Origin of the sequence: Pseudomonas sp. NPDC087615 (assembly GCF_044743445.1) — a bacterium.
GTDB classification, from domain to species: Bacteria; Pseudomonadota; Gammaproteobacteria; order Pseudomonadales; family Pseudomonadaceae; genus Aquipseudomonas; species Aquipseudomonas baetica_A.
The window spans coordinates 11,094-27,648 of sequence record NZ_JBIUWM010000046.1; the positions used below are offsets into that span (position 1 = coordinate 11,094).

Here is a 16,555-nt window from a genome sequence, read left to right on the forward strand (position 1 = left end):
GGCGGAAACGGATCAGGGCGTCCATGATCGCGTTGTTGAAACCGTGCCACATGTGCAGGCTGCCGGTGACGTTCGGCGGCGGGATCATGATGGTGTAGGAATCGCCCGCGCCTTGCGGTGCGAAATAGTTCTCGGACTCCCAGGTGTTGTACCAGGAAGTTTCAATGGCGTGCGGCTGGTAGGTCTTATCCATGCGCGGCGGGACCCTATTGGCATTTATTCAGGAAAAGCCGGGAAGTATAGCGGGGCATGGGGCCGAGGGCGAGCGGGGGGAGGTGCCGCTGGAGATCTAAACTGTCGGAGCCAGCCTGCTGACGATAGCATCACTGCGGTTCTGCGGGAAAACCTCGGTGTTGCCATCGCCAGCAGGCTGGCTCCCTCAGGGGGTGGTGGGCGTTATTCGTACTGGCTAAGCAACCGTTCCATCCGTGCATCGAGGCGGCGTTTGATTTCGGTTTCGATGTGGGGCGCGAAGTCGTCGATCACGTCTTGCATGATCAACTGTGCGGCGGCGCGCAGTTCGCTGTCCAGGTGCAGCAGCGCATCCGGGCCTTTGTCGATGGTCGCCGAAGGTTGCGCGGCAGGTGTCGCAGAGGGAGTGGGTGGGGGCTCGACGGCTGGCGGCTCGGTGCCGGCTGAGTCGAACAGCATCGGAATCTGTTCCTGTTCACCGTCGTCGACCGTGTCGGTCAGCAGCGGCGGTTGCAGGTTGTCATCGCCGAGCAACTGGCGGATCGATTCAAGATCGTCCAGCAAGTGTGCGGACTTTTGCTGCGGTTTCGGAGTGTCCATCGGAATGCTCAGAGTCGCTGTAAACGGTGATCTTGCAGAGGATAGCCCTGTTCGCGGTAGAAACGGAAACTCTCCCGCGCAGCCGCTCGTATGGTTGGATCTTCTACCACCACTTCCGCCACCCGGGCGAATTTGCTGGCGAAAGTCGGGACTTTCAGGTCGAGGTTGACCAGCAGATCCTGATGCTCGCCGCAGTCAGCGCCCAGTCCCAGCACGATCAAACCGTCTGGTTCGCTGTCGGCCGGGCCGTGGGGCACGAAGGTTTCGCCCTTGAACGCCCACAAGCGAGCATCTAGATCGTCACGCTGAGCGGCATCGCTGCAATGCAGGTAGATGCGGTGGCCCATGCGCCAGGCTTTTTCAGTGAGCTTGCAGGCAAAGTCCAAGCGTGCCGAGGGATCGGCGCTGGGCAGGATATAAAAGTCGACTTTGGTCATTGCGGTTCCAGAGCGGCAAACGGCGTCACCCTAAAGTGACGCCGCCGCCCGTCAGCGGTTTCAGGCTTTGGCGCGATCGAGCAGGTACTGGGTCAGCAGTGGCACCGGACGGCCGGTGGCGCCCTTGTCCTTGCCGCCGCTGGTCCATGCGGTGCCGGCGATGTCCAGGTGCGCCCAGTTGAGGTTCTTGGTGAAGCGCGACAGGAAGCAAGCCGCTGTGATGGTGCCGGCCTTCGGGCCACCAATGTTGGCGATGTCGGCGAACGGGCTGTCCAGTTGCTCTTGATACTCATCGAACAGTGGCAGTTGCCAGGCACGGTCGTCGGCCGTTTTGCCGGCGCTGAGCAGTTGCTCGATCAGTTCGTCGTTGTTGCCCAGCAGGCCGGAAGTGTGTGCACCCAGTGCCACGACGCAGGCGCCGGTCAGGGTGGCGATGTCGATCACCGCTTGCGGCTTGAAGCGCTCGGAGTAGGTCAGGGCGTCGCACAGCACCAGACGGCCTTCGGCGTCGGTGTTGAGGATTTCCACGGTCTGGCCGCTCATGGTGGTGACGATGTCGCCCGGACGCGAGGCATTGCCGCTCGGCATGTTTTCGGCGCAGGCGAGGATGCACACCAGGTTGATCGGCAGCTTCAACTCGAGCACGGCGCGCACGGTACCGAAGACGCTGGCAGCACCGCCCATGTCGTACTTCATTTCGTCCATGCCGGCGCCCGGCTTCAGGCTGATACCGCCGGTGTCGAAGGTGATGCCTTTGCCGACCAGTGCGTATGGCTTCTCGGATTTCTTGCCACCGTTGTATTGCATGACGATCAGGCGCGGCGGTTGGGCGCTGCCCTGGCCGACGGCGTAGAACGAACCCATGCCCAGCGCCTTGATCTTCTTCTCGTCGAGGACTTCGACTTTCAGATCCTTGAACGCTTTGCCCAGATCCTTGGCTTGTTCGCCGAGGAACGTCGGGTGGCAGATGTTCGGCGGCAGGTTGCCCAGATTACGGGTAAAGGCCATGCCGTTCGCGATTGCAGTCGCGTGAGTCACGGCGCGCTGCACTTCGGCCTGGGCAGCCTTGATGGTCAGCAGGGTGATTTTCTTCAGGGCGCGCGGTTCGGCTTTCTGGCTCTTGAACTGGTCGAAGGTGTATTCGCCGTCCAGCAGGGTTTCTGCCAACAGACGGGTTTTGCCGTAGCTGTCGCGGTTTTTGACAATGATTTCATCCAGCGCCAGTACGGCATCACTGCCGCCCAGGCCCTTCAGCGTGTTGAGGATGCCGGCAACGATTTTGCGCAGCGGGCGGTCGCCCAGTTCTTCATCCTTGCCCACACCGACCAGCAGCACGCGCTCGGCTTTGAGGTTCGGCAGGCTGTGCAGCAGCAGGCTTTGGCCGACTTTGCCGGCCAGATCGCCACGCTTGAGTACGGCGCTGATCGCGCCGCCGCTCAGTTCATCGAGCTGCTTGGCGGCGACGCCGAGCTTGCGGCCTTCACCGACGGCAACCACCAGGGTGGCGGTTTTCAACGTTTCTGGGCTAACGCTTTTTACAACCAGTTCCATGTCCGGATCCCTGAATGAATGATCAACACACAGGCGTTCGACGGTGTTCGCAGTCGCCTGCTTATAGATAGAAGAGGCGCAGGCCAAGGCCTGCGACAAGGGCCGCAGTTTGAACCTCGCTCACCGCGCCTGACAACCCTCGGTTGTACGATCTTCAACCGATTGCACCCACGGATGAGTGTGCGCAGTGACAGGCGCCCTCAATCACAGGATAATGCCGCATCTTTTTTCGACGGCTCTGCCTTGCGGGCCGGTTGATGTGTTTGCTTGTTTGGCCGCCTTAGCCTGACAACCCTGGAGTGTCTGGTTTGATCGTCTTCCGTTATCTGTCCCGCGAAGTCCTGTTGACCCTCAGCGCTGTGAGTGCTGTGCTGCTGGTCATCATCATGAGCGGTCGCTTCATCAAATACCTCGCTCAGGCCGCTGCCGGCCAGCTCGATCCGGGTTCTCTGTTCCTGATCATGGGCTATCGTCTGCCGGGGTTCATGCAACTGATTCTGCCGCTGGGCCTGTTCCTCGGGATCCTGCTGGCCTACGGTCGCCTGTACCTCGAAAGCGAAATGACCGTGCTCTCGGCCACCGGCATGAGCCAGCAGAAGCTGTTTCGCATCACGCTGTTTCCGGCCACCCTGGTTGCACTGGTCGTGGCATGGCTGAGCCTGGGCCTGGCCCCGCAAGGTGCCAACCAGTTCCAGTTGCTGCTCAACAAGCAGGACGCGCTCACCGAATTCGATACGCTCGAGCCAGGTCGCTTCCAGGCTCTGCGTGATGGCACCCGCGTGACCTACACCGAAACGCTGAGCGATGACCGCGTCAATCTGGGCAGCGTGTTTATCTCGCAGAAGAACCTCGGCGCCGATCAGAAGGATCGCGGGATTTCCGTACTGGTGGCCGAGAAGGGGCGTCAGGAAGTTCGTCCTGACGGCAATCGCTATCTGATTCTCGAAGACGGCTATCGTTATGACGGCAGCCCAGGGCTGGCCGATTACCGCGCCATCCATTACGAAATCTATGGCGTTTTGCTGCCCAAGCCGGACGTCAGCGAAGAAGTCACTGACCGCGATGCGATGCCGACATCGACCTTGCTGGGCAATGATGACATCCGCTCCAAAACCGAACTGCAATGGCGTCTGTCCCTGCCGTTGCTGGTGTTTATCGTGACCCTGATGGCGGTGCCGCTGTCGCGAGTCAATCCGCGTCAAGGGCGTTTCCTCAAGTTGCTGCCGGCGATTCTTCTTTATATGGCTTACCTGACCATCCTGATTGCCGCCCGCGGCGCCCTTGAAAAAGGCAAGATTCCACCCGCCCTCGGCTTGTGGTGGGTGCATGCGATCTTCCTGTTCATCGGTATCGGCCTGCTGTACTGGGAGCCGCTGCGCCTGAAGATGGCCAGCCGTCGCGCCGCTGCACTGGAGGTGGCCCGTGGTTAAACTCGACCGCTATATCGGCAGCAGCGTCTTCATGGCGATCATCGCCGTGCTGGCAATCATTCTCGGTCTGGCGACCCTGTTCGCCTTTATCGATGAGATGGGCGACGTCAGCGATACCTACACCCTGGTTGATGTCCTGGGGTTCGTTTTGCTGACCGCGCCGCGCCGGCTCTATGAAATGCTGCCGATGGCAGCGTTGATTGGTTGCCTGATCGGCCTCGGCAGTCTGGCCAGCAGCAGTGAACTGACCGTGATGCGCGCTGCCGGCGTGTCCATCGGCCGGATCGTCTGGGCGGTGATGAAGCCGATGCTGGTGCTGATGCTGGCCGGCGTGCTGATCGGTGAGTACGTTGCCCCGGCCACCGAAAGCATGGCCCAGGCCAACCGCTCGCTGGCTCAGGGCAGTGGCGACGCGCAAAGCGCCAAGCACGGTATGTGGCACCGCCAGGGTGAAGAGTTCATTCACATCAACGCCGTTCAACCCAATGGCCTGTTGTATGGCGTGACGCGCTATCGCTTTGACAAAGAGCGCCATCTGCTGAGTTCGAGCTTCGCCAAAAAGGCCGAGTTCGATAAAGATCACTGGGAACTCACCGACGTTGCAACCACCGTTTTCCATGACCGCAGCACCGAGGTTGTAAACACGCCCACTGAGCGTTGGGACGTGTCCCTGAGCCCGCAATTGCTGAGCACAGTGGTCATGGCTCCGGAATCGCTGTCAATCACCGGCCTGTGGGGTTACATCCACTATCTGGCGGAGCAGGGCCTGAGCAACGGCCGTTACTGGCTGGCATTTTGGGTCAAGGTGTTGCAGCCATTGGTCACCGCCGCACTGGTATTGATGGCCATTTCCTTTATCTTCGGCCCGCTGCGTTCGGTGACCTTGGGTCAGCGTGTCTTCACTGGCGTGCTGGTCGGCTTCACCTTTCGCATCGTTCAGGATTTGCTCGGCCCATCGAGCCTGGTATTCGGTTTCTCACCGCTGTTCGCGGTGCTGGTGCCGGCCGGAGTCTGTGCGCTGGCCGGTGTCTGGCTGCTGCGACGAGCGGGTTGATGAACAAGCTTTCATCCGCCGTTTAACCCTGAAAACGCCTCGATCAACCGATCGGGGCGTTTTTGTATGCAATCCGGGTGACAGGTGAACGTGACGCTTGCGCCGTGTATCAGGTACAATTCCCGGCTATTTTTCGGCGGGCCAAGCCTGCAGCCTTTTTGAGTGTTGATCCGTGAGTGATTTGAGTCATATCCGCAATTTCTCCATCATCGCCCACATTGACCATGGCAAGTCGACGCTGGCCGATCGCTTCATCCAGATGTGCGGCGGCCTGGCCGAGCGTGAAATGGAAGCCCAGGTACTGGATTCCATGGATCTGGAGCGTGAACGCGGGATCACCATCAAGGCCCACAGCGTTACCCTCTATTACAAAGCCAAAGATGGCGTCACCTACCAGCTGAACTTCATTGACACCCCGGGCCACGTCGACTTCACCTATGAAGTCAGCCGTTCCCTGGCTGCGTGTGAAGGTGCCTTGCTGGTGGTCGATGCCGGTCAAGGTGTTGAAGCCCAGTCCGTGGCCAACTGCTACACCGCGATCGAGCAGGGCCTTGAAGTCATGCCGGTCCTGAACAAGATCGACCTGCCACAGGCCGAACCGGACCGCGTCAAGGACGAGATCGAGAAGATCATCGGCATCGACGCCGCCGACGCCGTCACCTGCAGCGCCAAGACCGGCCTGGGTGTCGACGAAGTGCTCGAGCGTCTGGTGCACACTATTCCTGCGCCGACCGGCAACATCGAAGATCCGCTGCAAGCGTTGATCATCGATTCCTGGTTCGACAACTATCTGGGCGTTGTCTCCCTGGTTCGCGTGCGCCACGGCCGTGTGAAGAAGGGCGACAAGATCCTGGTGAAATCCACCGGCAAGATCCACCTGGTCGACAGCGTCGGCGTGTTCAATCCGAAACACACCGCCACGGTTGACCTGAAGGCCGGTGAAGTGGGCTTCATCATCGCCAGCATCAAGGACATCCACGGTGCTCCGGTCGGTGACACCCTGACCCTCAGCTCCACCCCGGATGTTCCGGTACTGCCGGGCTTCAAACGCATCCAGCCACAGGTTTACGCCGGTCTGTTCCCGGTCAGCTCCGACGATTTTGAAGATTTCCGCGAAGCGCTGCAGAAGCTGACCCTCAACGACTCGTCGCTGCAATACACCCCGGAAAGCTCCGACGCACTGGGCTTCGGCTTCCGTTGCGGCTTCCTCGGCATGCTGCACATGGAAATCATCCAGGAGCGCCTGGAGCGCGAATACGACCTGGACCTGATCACCACGGCGCCGACGGTAATCTTCGAACTGGTGCTCAAAACCGGCGAAACGATTTACGTCGACAACCCGTCCAAGCTTCCGGATGTCTCGGCCATCGAAGACATGCGCGAGCCGATCGTGCGTGCCAACATCCTGGTTCCGCAAGAACACCTGGGCAACGTCATCACCCTGTGCATCGAGAAACGCGGCGTACAGGTCGACATGCTGTTCCTCGGCAATCAGGTGCAAGTCACTTACGACCTGCCGATGAACGAAGTGGTACTGGACTTCTTCGACCGTCTCAAATCCACCAGCCGCGGCTATGCTTCGCTGGACTACCATTTCGATCGTTACCAATCGGCTAATCTGGTGAAACTGGACGTGCTGATCAACGGCGACAAGGTCGATGCTCTGGCGTTGATCGTGCACCGTGACAACTCGCACTACAAAGGTCGCCAGTTGACCGAGAAGATGAAAGAACTGATTCCGCGACAGATGTTCGACGTGGCCATCCAGGCCGCCATTGGCGGTCAGATCGTTGCACGGACAACCGTCAAGGCGCTCAGAAAGAACGTATTGGCCAAATGCTACGGTGGTGACGTCAGCCGTAAGAAAAAACTGCTCGAGAAGCAAAAGGCCGGTAAGAAACGCATGAAGCAGGTCGGCAACGTGGAAATTCCACAAGAAGCCTTCCTCGCCGTGCTCAGGTTGGAATAGTCAGGTCCTATGTCACTAAATTTCCCGCTGTTGCTGGTCATCGCCGTGTTCGTCTGCGGCCTGTTGGCGTTGCTTGATCTGTTGATCCTCGCGCCGCGTCGGCGCGCTGCCATTGCCTCTTATCAAGGCAGTGTCAGCCAGCCCGATGTGGTGGTGGTTGAGAAACTGAACAAAGAGCCGCTGCTGGTGGAATACGGCAAGTCGTTCTTCCCGGTGTTGTTCATCGTGCTGGTGCTGCGTTCGTTCCTGGTGGAGCCGTTCCAGATCCCGTCCGGTTCGATGAAGCCGACCCTGGATGTCGGCGACTTCATTCTGGTGAACAAGTTTTCTTACGGGATCCGCCTGCCGGTGATCGACAAGAAAATCATCGAAGTCGGTGATCCGCAGCGGGGCGACGTGATGGTGTTTCGCTACCCAAGCGACCCGAGCGTCAACTACATCAAGCGTGTAGTCGGCCTGCCGGGCGACACAGTGCGTTACACCGCTGACAAGCGTCTGTTCGTCAATGGCGAATCGATTGCCGAGCAGTTGGTTGGCTCCGAGCCGGGCACCTTGGGCAGCGCTGAGCTCTACCAGGAAAAACTCGGCGCCGCCGAGCACTTGATCCGCAAGGAAATGAGCCGCTACCGCGCGACCCCGGATCATTCGTGGACCGTGCCGGCCGGGCACTACTTCATGATGGGCGACAACCGCGACAACTCGAACGACAGTCGCTACTGGGATGATCCAAACATTCCCAAGGACATGTTGGGCATGGTTCCCGACCAGAATATCGTCGGCAAGGCCTTTGCAGTCTGGATGAGCTGGCCGGAACCGAAACTCAGCCACCTGCCGAATTTCTCGCGGGTTGGCCTGATCAAGTAATCACACACGGCGCTGTTGACCACAGCGCCGAATGCATTTCTGGAGTCGACACAATCGGCTTCGCAATAGCCAGGATGTAATTTTTGAACACAGCGTTAATTGTCCCAGGCCTGCGCCGTACCCCGGCGATGGCGGTGGAATCCAGCTTTGATCTCAGCGTGGGTAAACCGTGAGCGCCTCATTAAGCCGTCTCGAGCGTCAGCTCGGTTACACCTTCAAGGATCAGGAGCTGATGCTCCTGGCCCTCACACACCGCAGTTTCGCCGGGCGTAACAACGAACGCCTGGAATTCCTCGGTGATGCCATCCTCAACTTCGTTGCGGGCGAGGCGCTGTTCGATCGCTTCCCGCTCGCCCGTGAAGGCCAGTTGTCGCGTTTGCGCGCACGCTTGGTGAAAGGTGAGACGCTGGCCGTGCTGGCTCGCGGTTTCGACCTGGGTGATTATCTGCGTCTGGGTTCCGGCGAGTTGAAAAGTGGCGGTTTCCGTCGCGAATCGATTCTGGCCGATGCCCTCGAAGCCTTGATCGGTGCGATTTACCTCGACGCCGGCATGGACATGGCTCGCGAGCGCGTACTGGCCTGGCTGGCGGGTGAGTTCGAAGGTCTGACCCTGGTCGACACCAACAAGGATCCGAAGACCCGCCTGCAGGAATTCCTGCAATCACGCGGTTGCGACCTGCCTCGTTACGAGGTGGTGGATATCCAGGGCGAGCCGCACTGCCGAACCTTCTTCGTCGAGTGCGAAGTTGTCTTACTGAATGAAAAAAGCCGAGGTCAGGGTGTGAGCCGTCGTATTGCCGAACAGGTAGCGGCCGCCGCAGCACTGATTGCCCTGGGCGTGGAGAATGGCAATGACTGATACAAACGCAACTCGCTGTGGCTACGTTGCCATCGTCGGCCGTCCCAACGTGGGCAAGTCCACGCTGCTGAACCACATTCTTGGTCAGAAGCTGGCGATCACCTCGCGCAAGCCACAAACCACTCGTCACAACATGCTCGGGATCAAGACCGAGGGTGGCGTGCAGGCGATCTACGTCGACACCCCCGGCATGCACAAGGGTGGCGAAAAGGCGCTGAACCGTTACATGAACAAGACCGCTTCGGCGGCGTTGAAAGACGTCGACGTGGTGATCTTCGTGGTCGATCGCACCAAGTGGACCGAAGAAGACCAGATGGTGCTGGAGCGTGTGCAATACGTGACCGGCCCGCTGATCGTCGCACTGAACAAGACCGACCGCATCGAAGACAAAGCCGAGCTGATGCCGCACCTGAGCTGGTTGCAGGAACAGCTGCCGAACGCGCAGATCATCCCGATTTCGGCGCAGCACGGGCATAACCTCGACGCGCTGGAAAAGGTGATTGCCGATCACCTGCCGGAAAACGATCACTTCTTCCCCGAAGACCAGATCACTGACCGCAGTAGCCGTTTTCTTGCCGCTGAACTGGTGCGCGAGAAAATCATGCGCCAGATGGGCGCTGAGCTGCCATACCAGATCACCGTCGAAATCGAAGAGTTCAAGCAGCAGGGCAAGACCCTGCACATCCATGCGCTGATCCTCGTCGAACGTGACGGCCAGAAGAAGATCATCATTGGCGACAAGGGCGAGCGCATCAAACGCATCGGCACCGAAGCGCGCAAGGACATGGAGTTGTTGTTCGACTCCAAGATCATGCTCAACCTGTGGGTCAAGGTGAAGGGCGGCTGGTCCGACGACGAGCGTGCGCTGCGTTCGCTGGGTTACGGCGACCTGTAATACCGGTTTTCTGATACTCCAGAGAACCCCCCTGTGGGAGCGGGCTTGCTCGCGAATGCGCAGTGTCAGTCGACATACACTTCGACTGATTCACCGCTTTCGCGAGCAAGCCCGCTCCCACAGTAGTTTTGGGTTGTGAGTAAAACCGCGTTTCTTCATCGAGAATTCCATGTCGCAAACCCCACCTCCTGCCCAACGCGCCTACGTCCTGCATTCGCGCGCCTACCGCGAAACCAGCGCGTTGGTGGACTTCCTCACGCCGCAAGGTCGGCTGCGAGCGGTGCTGCGCAGTGCGCGGGGCAAGGCCGGGACGTTGGCGCGGCCGTTCGTGGCGCTGGAAGTCGAGTTTCGCGGCAAGGGCGAGTTGAAGAATGTCGGGCGCATGGAAAGTGCCGGCACCTGCGCCTGGCTCAATGGCGAGGCGCTGTTCAGCGGTCTTTACCTCAACGAGCTATTGATCCGCCTGCTGCCTGCCGAAGATCCGCACCCGGCGGTGTTCGATCACTACGCAGCAACCCTGCTGGCTCTGGCCGAAGGCCGGCCGCTGGAACCGTTGTTGCGCTCTTTCGAATGGCGTCTGCTCGATGACCTCGGCTACGGCTTCTCCATGAATACCGATATTCACGGCGAGCCTGTTGCGCCCGATGGTCTCTACCGTCTGCAAGTGGACGCCGGCCTTGAGCGCGTTTACTTGCTGCAACCCGGCCTGTTCAACGGCGTTGAATTACTCGCCATGGCCGAAGCCGACTGGTCGGCTCCCGGCGCACTCTCCGCCGCCAAGCGTTTGATGCGTCAGGCCTTGGCTGTTCACCTCGGCGGTCGCCCTCTGGTCAGTCGCGAGCTGTTTCGCAAGCCCTAGCCCCGTGTATGCTGTGCGCCGAATCTTTCCATTCAGGAGCGCATCCGTGACCACCAGCAATCGCATTCTTCTTGGCGTGAACATCGACCACGTCGCCACCCTGCGTCAGGCCCGTGGCACGCGTTACCCGGATCCGGTCAAGGCTGCGCTGGACGCGGAAGAGGCGGGCGCCGATGGCATCACGGTGCATCTGCGCGAAGACCGTCGGCACATTCAGGAGCGCGACGTACTTTTGCTCAAGGACGTGCTGCAAACCCGCATGAACTTCGAAATGGGCGTCACCGAAGAAATGATGGCGTTTGCCGAACGCATCCGTCCTGCGCACATCTGCCTGGTCCCGGAAACCCGTCAGGAGCTGACCACCGAAGGCGGTCTGGATGTGGCAGGGCAGGAAGAACGCATCAAAGCGGCGGTTGAGCGTCTGTCGAAGATCGGCAGCGAGGTGTCGCTGTTCATCGATGCCGACGAGCGTCAGATTGCGGCCTCCAAGCGCGTCGGTGCGCCGGCCATTGAGCTGCACACCGGGCGTTATGCCGATGCCGAAACCCCGACCGACGTCGCTGAAGAACTGAAGCGAGTGGCGGACGGTGTGGCGTTTGGTCTGGCTCAGGGGTTGATCGTCAATGCCGGTCATGGTCTGCATTACCACAACGTTGAGGCGGTGGCCGCGATCAAGGGCATCAACGAGCTGAACATCGGCCATGCGCTGGTGGCGCATGCGTTGTTCGTTGGCTTCAAGTCTGCCGTCTCTGAAATGAAAGCGCTGATTCTGGCGGCTGCAAAAGCTTAAGCCTCATCGCAAAACCAATGTGGGAGCCAGCAGGCTGGCTCCCACATTTGATTGAAGGTATCTGGGCTAGAGCGGGGCTGGCTCTTGAGTCGGTTTGGACTTGTCGATCCCCGGTACATGCAGGTTGCCTTCAGCCACCTGATCACCTTCAAGCTGCGGCTGGGTCACCCAAGTGAGGATGTCGTAGTAGCGACGAATGTTTGCGACAAAATGCACCGGCTCGCCGCCCCGGGCGTAGCCATAGCGGGTCTTGCTGTACCACTGCTTCTGCGCGAGGCGCGGCAGCATTTTCTTCACATCCAGCCACTTGTTCGGGTTCAGGCCTTCTTTGGAGGCCAGTTTGCGGGCGTCATCCAGATGACCGCTGCCGACGTTGTACGCCGCCAGGGCAAACCAGGTGCGATCCGGCTCCTGAATCGAATCGTCGAGCTGATCCTTCATGTTAGCCAGGTACTTCGCGCCGCCCATGATGCTCTGCTTCGGATCGAGTCGGTTGGACACACCCATGGCCTGAGCGGTGTTCTGGGTCAGCATCATCAGCCCGCGTACGCCGGTTTTCGAGGTGACCGTCGGTTGCCACAGTGATTCCTGATAACCGATGGCCGCGAGCAGGCGCCAGTCGACTTTCTCTTTCTTGGCATAGGTCTTGAAGTGCTGTTCGTATTTGGGCAGGCGTTGCTGCAAGTGCTGGGCGAACGTGGTGGCGCCCATGTAGCCGAGGACGTCGACATGCCCGTAATAGCGGTCTTTGAGGCGTTGCAGGGTGCCGTTCTTTTGCACCTTGTCCAGATAGCTGTTGATCTCGTTGAGCAGGCTGTTGTCTTCGCCCGGTGCGACGGCCCAACTCTGGCTGCGCGCATCGCCGAGGTCGAAGGCCACGCGGATGTTGGTGAAGTACACCTGGTTCATTGCCACTTCGTTGGAGTCGACCAGGGTCAGGTCGATCTGGCCTTCATCAACCATGCGCAACAGGTCGACCACTTCAACCGCGTCGGACTCTTCGTATTCGATGGCGGGGTATTTCTGTTTCAGTTCGGCCAGTTGCTCGGCGTGGGTGCTGCCCTTGAGCACCATGATCTTCTTGCCCACCAGGTCACCGGCGTCGGTGGGCCGTGACTGGCCGTTGCGATAGATGATCTGTGGGGTGACTTCGAGGTAGGCGTGGGAAAACCTCACCTGTTTCTTGCGCTGGTCACTGCTGACCAGCCCGGCGGCAGCCAGGACCGGGCCGTTCGGTTTGCCGATCTGGTCGAAGAGGTCGTCAAGGTTGTCGGCAGTCTCGATTTTAAGCTCGACACCCAAATCTTCGGCAAAGCGCTTCACCAGCTCGTATTCGAAGCCGGTTTCACCGCTGCGATCCTGAAAGTAGGTGGCGGGGCTGTTTCGGGTAATCACCCGCAGCACACCATCCTCCTTTACGCGCTCGAGTGTGTTGGGTTTATCAACACAGCCACCGAGCAACAGGAAGAGTCCGGTTGCGATCAGCCATTTGGCGTACCGCGGACGCAAAGCCTTTGGGAAAAACATTTGCGCAGTATACGCAAAGGACCGCGGGCGCCATATCTCGACAGTGCAGGGCTTGTCTGCTAGCGATCACAAAACCGAGCGAAACCCCACAGAAACGGGCCTGCCGGGCATTTTGTTACAGCAAAAATAAGCCGTTGTCGCGGGCTGGGTAAATTTGACTTGCGAATCAGAAACACAGATCGACGTCCGGGTGCAACCGTGCGTAGCGTTTCGGGTGATGTTGAGGGCGGTTTAGGCTAGAATGCACGGCCTCAAAGCACACCCCTTCCCGAGGCTGTCCCGAAGATGTTGATCCTGCGCGGCGCTCCTGCCCTTTCTGCGGGTCGCCACGGCCAACTCGGTGAGCAACTGAGCCAGAAGGTTCTGGCTGTCAGTGGCTTGTATGCTGAATTCGCTCACTTCGCCGAAGTCACCGGCGTCCTGACCGGCGACGAACAGCAGGTGCTTGCGCGCCTTCTGAAGTACGGTCCAAGTGTTCCGGTTCAAGAGCCGACCGGCCGTCTGTTCCTGGTGTTGCCGCGTTTTGGCACCATCTCGCCATGGTCGAGCAAGGCCAGCGACATCGCTCGTAACTGCGGTCTGAGCAAGATCCAGCGCCTGGAGCGCGGCATCGCGTTCTACGTGGCCGGTCAGTTCAGCGACGCCCAAGCACAGCAGATTGCCGATGTCCTGCATGACCGCATGACCCAGATCGTTCTGGCCAACCTCGAACAGGCTGCCGGCCTGTTCAGCCACGCCGAGCCGAAGCCGCTGACCGCGATCGACATCCTCGGCGGCGGTCGCGCCGCGCTGGAAAAAGCCAACACCGAGCTGGGCCTGGCCTTGGCCGAAGACGAGATCGACTACCTGGTCGACGCCTTCAACGGTTTGCAGCGCAACCCGCACGACATCGAACTGATGATGTTCGCCCAGGCCAACTCCGAGCACTGCCGCCACAAGATCTTCAACGCCAGTTGGGATATTGATGGTCAGAGCCAGGAAAAAAGCCTGTTCGGCATGATCAAGAACACCTACGTGATGCACAGCGAAGGCGTTCTGTCGGCTTATAAGGACAACGCCTCGGTGATCGTCGGCAACGTTGCCGGCCGTTTCTTCCCGAACCCTGAGACCCGCCAGTACGGCGCGGTGCAGGAGCCGGTGCACATCCTGATGAAGGTTGAAACCCACAACCACCCAACCGCGATTGCCCCGTTCCCGGGCGCATCCACCGGTTCCGGTGGCGAGATCCGTGACGAAGGTGCAACCGGTCGTGGCGCCAAGCCTAAGGCTGGCCTGACCGGTTTCACCGTGTCGAACCTGCAAATCCCGGGCTTCGAACAGCCGTGGGAAGTGCCGTACGGCAAGCCTGAGCGCATCGTCACCGCGCTGGACATCATGATCGAAGGCCCGCTCGGCGGCGCCGCGTTCAACAACGAATTCGGTCGTCCGGCCCTGACCGGTTATTTCCGTACCTTTGAACAATCGATCACCACCCCGCACGGTGACGAAGTTCGCGGTTACCACAAGCCGATCATGCTCGCTGGCGGCATGGGCAACATCCGCGAAGAACACGTCAAGAAAGGCGAGATCGTCGTCGGTTCCAAACTGATCGTACTCGGCGGCCCAGCGATGCTGATCGGTCTGGGTGGCGGTGCGGCTTCCTCCATGGCCACGGGCACCAGCTCGGCGGATCTGGACTTCGCTTCCGTACAGCGTGAAAACCCTGAGATGGAGCGTCGCTGCCAGGAAGTCATCGACCGTTGCTGGCAACTGGGCGACAAGAACCCGATCAGCTTCATCCACGACGTGGGGGCGGGCGGTCTGTCCAACGCCTTCCCGGAACTGGTCAACGACGGCGACCGCGGTGGCCGTTTCGAACTGCGCAACATTCCAAACGACGAGCCGGGCATGGCCCCGCACGAAATCTGGAGTAACGAATCCCAGGAACGCTACGTGCTGGCCGTTGGCCCGGAAGACTTCGAGCGCTTCCAGGCGATCTGCGAACGCGAGCGTTGCCCATTCGCGGTAGTCGGTGAAGCCACCGCCGAGCCGCAGCTTACTGTCACGGATAGCCACTTCGGCAATAACCCGGTGGACATGCCACTGGAAGTGTTGCTGGGCAAAGCCCCGCGCATGCACCGTTCGGTGGTGCGTGAAGCCGAGCTGGGCGATGACTTCGATCCGTCGAACCTCGACATCACCGAGTCCATCGAACGTGTTCTGCATCACCCGGCCGTGGCGAGCAAAAGCTTCCTGATCACCATCGGTGACCGCACCATCACCGGCCTCGTGGCCCGTGACCAAATGGTCGGCCCATGGCAGGTTCCGGTCGCCGACGTGGCCGTCACCGCCACCAGTTTCGACGTCTATACCGGTGAAGCCATGGCGATGGGCGAGCGGACTCCGCTGGCGCTGCTGGACGCTCCGGCGTCGGGCCGCATGGCCATCGGCGAAACCCTGACCAACATTGCCGCTTCGCGCATCAACAAGCTCTCCGACATCAAACTGTCGGCGAACTGGATGTCCGCTGCCGGTCACCCGGGTGAAGACGCACGTCTGTACGACACCGTGAAAGCGGTCGGTATGGAACTGTGCCCTGAGCTGGGTATCACCATTCCGGTGGGCAAGGACTCGATGTCCATGGCCACCCGTTGGAACGACAACGGCGAAGAAAAAACCGTGACCTCGCCGATGTCGCTGATCGTGACCGGTTTCGCGCCAGTGGCTGACATCCGTCAGACCCTGACCCCGGAACTGCGCATGGACAAGGGCACCACCGACCTGATCCTGATCGACCTCGGTCGCGGGCAGAATCGCATGGGCGCCTCGATCCTTGCTCAGGTGCACGGCAAACTCGGCAAGCACGCGCCGGACGTCGATGACGCCGAAGACCTGAAAGCCTTCTTCGCCGTGATCCAGGGCCTCAACGCCGACGGTCACCTGCTGGCTTACCACGACCGTTCCGACGGTGGTCTGCTGACCTCCGTGGTGGAAATGGCCTTCGCCGGCCACTGCGGTCTGAGTCTGAACCTGGACAGCGTTGCCGAAAGCTCCGCTGAAATCGCCGCCATCCTGTTCAACGAAGAACTGGGTGCCGTGATTCAGGTTCGTCAGGACGCCACGCCAGACATCCTCGCGCAGTTCAGCGCGGCCGGTCTGGGCGACTGTGTTTCGGTGATCGGTCAGCCGATCAACAATGGCCAGATCAACATCACCTTCAACGGTGACACCGTGTTCGAAGGCCAGCGTCGTCTGCTGCAACGTCAGTGGGCCGAGACCAGCTACCAGATCCAGCGTCTGCGTGATAACGCCGACTGCGCCGAACAAGAGTTCGACGTGCTGCTGGAAGAAGACAACCCGGGCCTGAGCGTCAAGCTGAGCTACGACGTCAACCAGGATGTCGCCGCGCCTTACATCAAAAAAGGCATCCGCCCACAGGTTGCCGTACTGCGTGAGCAGGGCGTCAACGGTCAGGTGGAAATGGCGGCAGCGTTCGACCGCGCCGGTTTCAACGCGACCGTTGACGCCCTGCTCACGCAGTACGGCAAC

14 protein-coding genes are annotated in these 16,555 nt (G+C 60.1%); 9 read left to right on the forward strand and 5 right to left on the reverse strand.

The annotated features are described in order from the left end of the window. The 4 genes from ACIOU6_RS20780 to ACIOU6_RS20795 form a co-directional block, all read right to left on the reverse strand. Nucleotides 1–193: class I tRNA ligase family protein (locus tag ACIOU6_RS20780; protein ID WP_401138764.1), on the reverse strand; the 193-nt coding region annotated here is incomplete at its 3' end. A gap of 203 nt (nt 194–396) precedes the next feature. Continuing rightward, the gene (locus tag ACIOU6_RS20785; protein WP_401138765.1) at nt 397–792 is read right to left on the reverse strand and encodes a DNA polymerase III subunit chi; all 396 of its coding nucleotides are present in this window, start codon (nt 790–792) and stop codon (nt 397–399) included. An 8-nt stretch (nt 793–800) separates the two neighbouring features. After that, a complete protein-coding gene (locus ACIOU6_RS20790) occupies nt 801–1,229 on the reverse strand; it encodes a DNA polymerase III subunit chi (protein WP_221729919.1) in 429 nt (142 codons plus the stop codon). Nucleotides 1,230–1,289: 60 nt separating this feature from the next. Then, the gene (locus ACIOU6_RS20795) at nt 1,290–2,780 is read right to left on the reverse strand and encodes a leucyl aminopeptidase (protein ID WP_221729918.1); all 1,491 of its coding nucleotides are present in this window, start codon (nt 2,778–2,780) and stop codon (nt 1,290–1,292) included. A gap of 308 nt (nt 2,781–3,088) precedes the next feature. On the opposite strand from ACIOU6_RS20795, the gene lptF reads away from it, so the two are divergent. The 8 genes from lptF (at nt 3,089) to pdxJ (ending at nt 11,500) form a co-directional block, all read left to right on the forward strand. Next, on the forward strand, nt 3,089–4,210 hold the full coding sequence (lptF, locus tag ACIOU6_RS20800) for an LPS export ABC transporter permease LptF (RefSeq protein ID WP_401138766.1): 1,122 nt from the start codon (nt 3,089–3,091) through the stop codon (nt 4,208–4,210). Beyond that, entirely contained in the window at nt 4,203–5,264 is a 1,062-nt protein-coding gene (gene lptG, locus ACIOU6_RS20805) for an LPS export ABC transporter permease LptG (protein WP_221729916.1), read from the forward strand. Before lptF ends, lptG begins: the two co-directional genes overlap by 8 nt. 172 nt (nt 5,265–5,436) lie before the next feature. Next, complete coding sequence (gene lepA / locus ACIOU6_RS20810; protein ID WP_221729915.1) at nt 5,437–7,233, forward strand: translation elongation factor 4; 1,797 nt, start codon at nt 5,437–5,439, stop codon at nt 7,231–7,233. 9 nt (nt 7,234–7,242) lie between these two features. Further along, nucleotides 7,243–8,097 (forward strand): signal peptidase I, encoded by an 855-nt coding sequence (lepB, locus tag ACIOU6_RS20815; protein ID WP_221729914.1) that lies wholly within the window; start codon nt 7,243–7,245, stop codon nt 8,095–8,097. Nucleotides 8,098–8,266: 169 nt separating this feature from the next. Beyond that, complete coding sequence (rnc, locus tag ACIOU6_RS20820) at nt 8,267–8,956, forward strand: ribonuclease III (protein ID WP_221729913.1); 690 nt, start codon at nt 8,267–8,269, stop codon at nt 8,954–8,956. Next, complete coding sequence (era, locus tag ACIOU6_RS20825; protein WP_221729912.1) at nt 8,949–9,851, forward strand: GTPase Era; 903 nt, start codon at nt 8,949–8,951, stop codon at nt 9,849–9,851. Before rnc ends, era begins: the two co-directional genes overlap by 8 nt. Nucleotides 9,852–10,020: 169 nt before the next feature. Beyond that, nucleotides 10,021–10,710 carry a DNA repair protein RecO gene (recO, locus tag ACIOU6_RS20830; RefSeq protein WP_221729911.1) on the forward strand — a complete coding sequence of 230 codons (690 nt, stop codon included), beginning with the start codon at nt 10,021–10,023 and terminating at the stop codon, nt 10,708–10,710. A gap of 46 nt (nt 10,711–10,756) precedes the next feature. Continuing rightward, on the forward strand, nt 10,757–11,500 hold the full coding sequence (gene pdxJ, locus ACIOU6_RS20835; RefSeq protein ID WP_221729910.1) for a pyridoxine 5'-phosphate synthase: 744 nt from the start codon (nt 10,757–10,759) through the stop codon (nt 11,498–11,500). Between the two features lie 66 nt (nt 11,501–11,566). On the opposite strand, the gene mltF is transcribed toward pdxJ, so the two are convergent. Continuing rightward, the gene (gene mltF / locus ACIOU6_RS20840) at nt 11,567–13,027 is read right to left on the reverse strand and encodes a membrane-bound lytic murein transglycosylase MltF (RefSeq protein ID WP_221729909.1); all 1,461 of its coding nucleotides are present in this window, start codon (nt 13,025–13,027) and stop codon (nt 11,567–11,569) included. A 285-nt stretch (nt 13,028–13,312) separates the two neighbouring features. Between mltF and purL the strand changes: the two genes are divergently transcribed. Next, a partial coding sequence (gene purL / locus ACIOU6_RS20845) for a phosphoribosylformylglycinamidine synthase (protein WP_401138767.1) occupies nt 13,313–16,555 on the forward strand: 3,243 nt, incomplete at its 3' end.

Bases quoted from the DNA above. Each gene is read 5' to 3' on its own strand.
- ACIOU6_RS20790 (WP_221729919.1), bottom strand. From the start codon at position 1,229: ATGACCAAAGTCGACTTTTATATCCTGCCCAGCGCCGATCCCTCGGCA.
- mltF (WP_221729909.1), bottom strand. From the start codon at position 13,027: ATGTTTTTCCCAAAGGCTTTGCGTCCGCGGTACGCCAAATGGCTGATC.
- ACIOU6_RS20795 (WP_221729918.1), bottom strand. From the start codon at position 2,780: ATGGAACTGGTTGTAAAAAGCGTTAGCCCAGAAACGTTGAAAACCGCC.
- lepB (WP_221729914.1), top strand. From the start codon at position 7,243: ATGTCACTAAATTTCCCGCTGTTGCTGGTCATCGCCGTGTTCGTCTGC.
- era (WP_221729912.1), top strand. From the start codon at position 8,949: ATGACTGATACAAACGCAACTCGCTGTGGCTACGTTGCCATCGTCGGC.
- ACIOU6_RS20785 (WP_401138765.1), bottom strand. From the start codon at position 792: ATGGACACTCCGAAACCGCAGCAAAAGTCCGCACACTTGCTGGACGAT.
- recO (WP_221729911.1), top strand. From the start codon at position 10,021: ATGTCGCAAACCCCACCTCCTGCCCAACGCGCCTACGTCCTGCATTCG.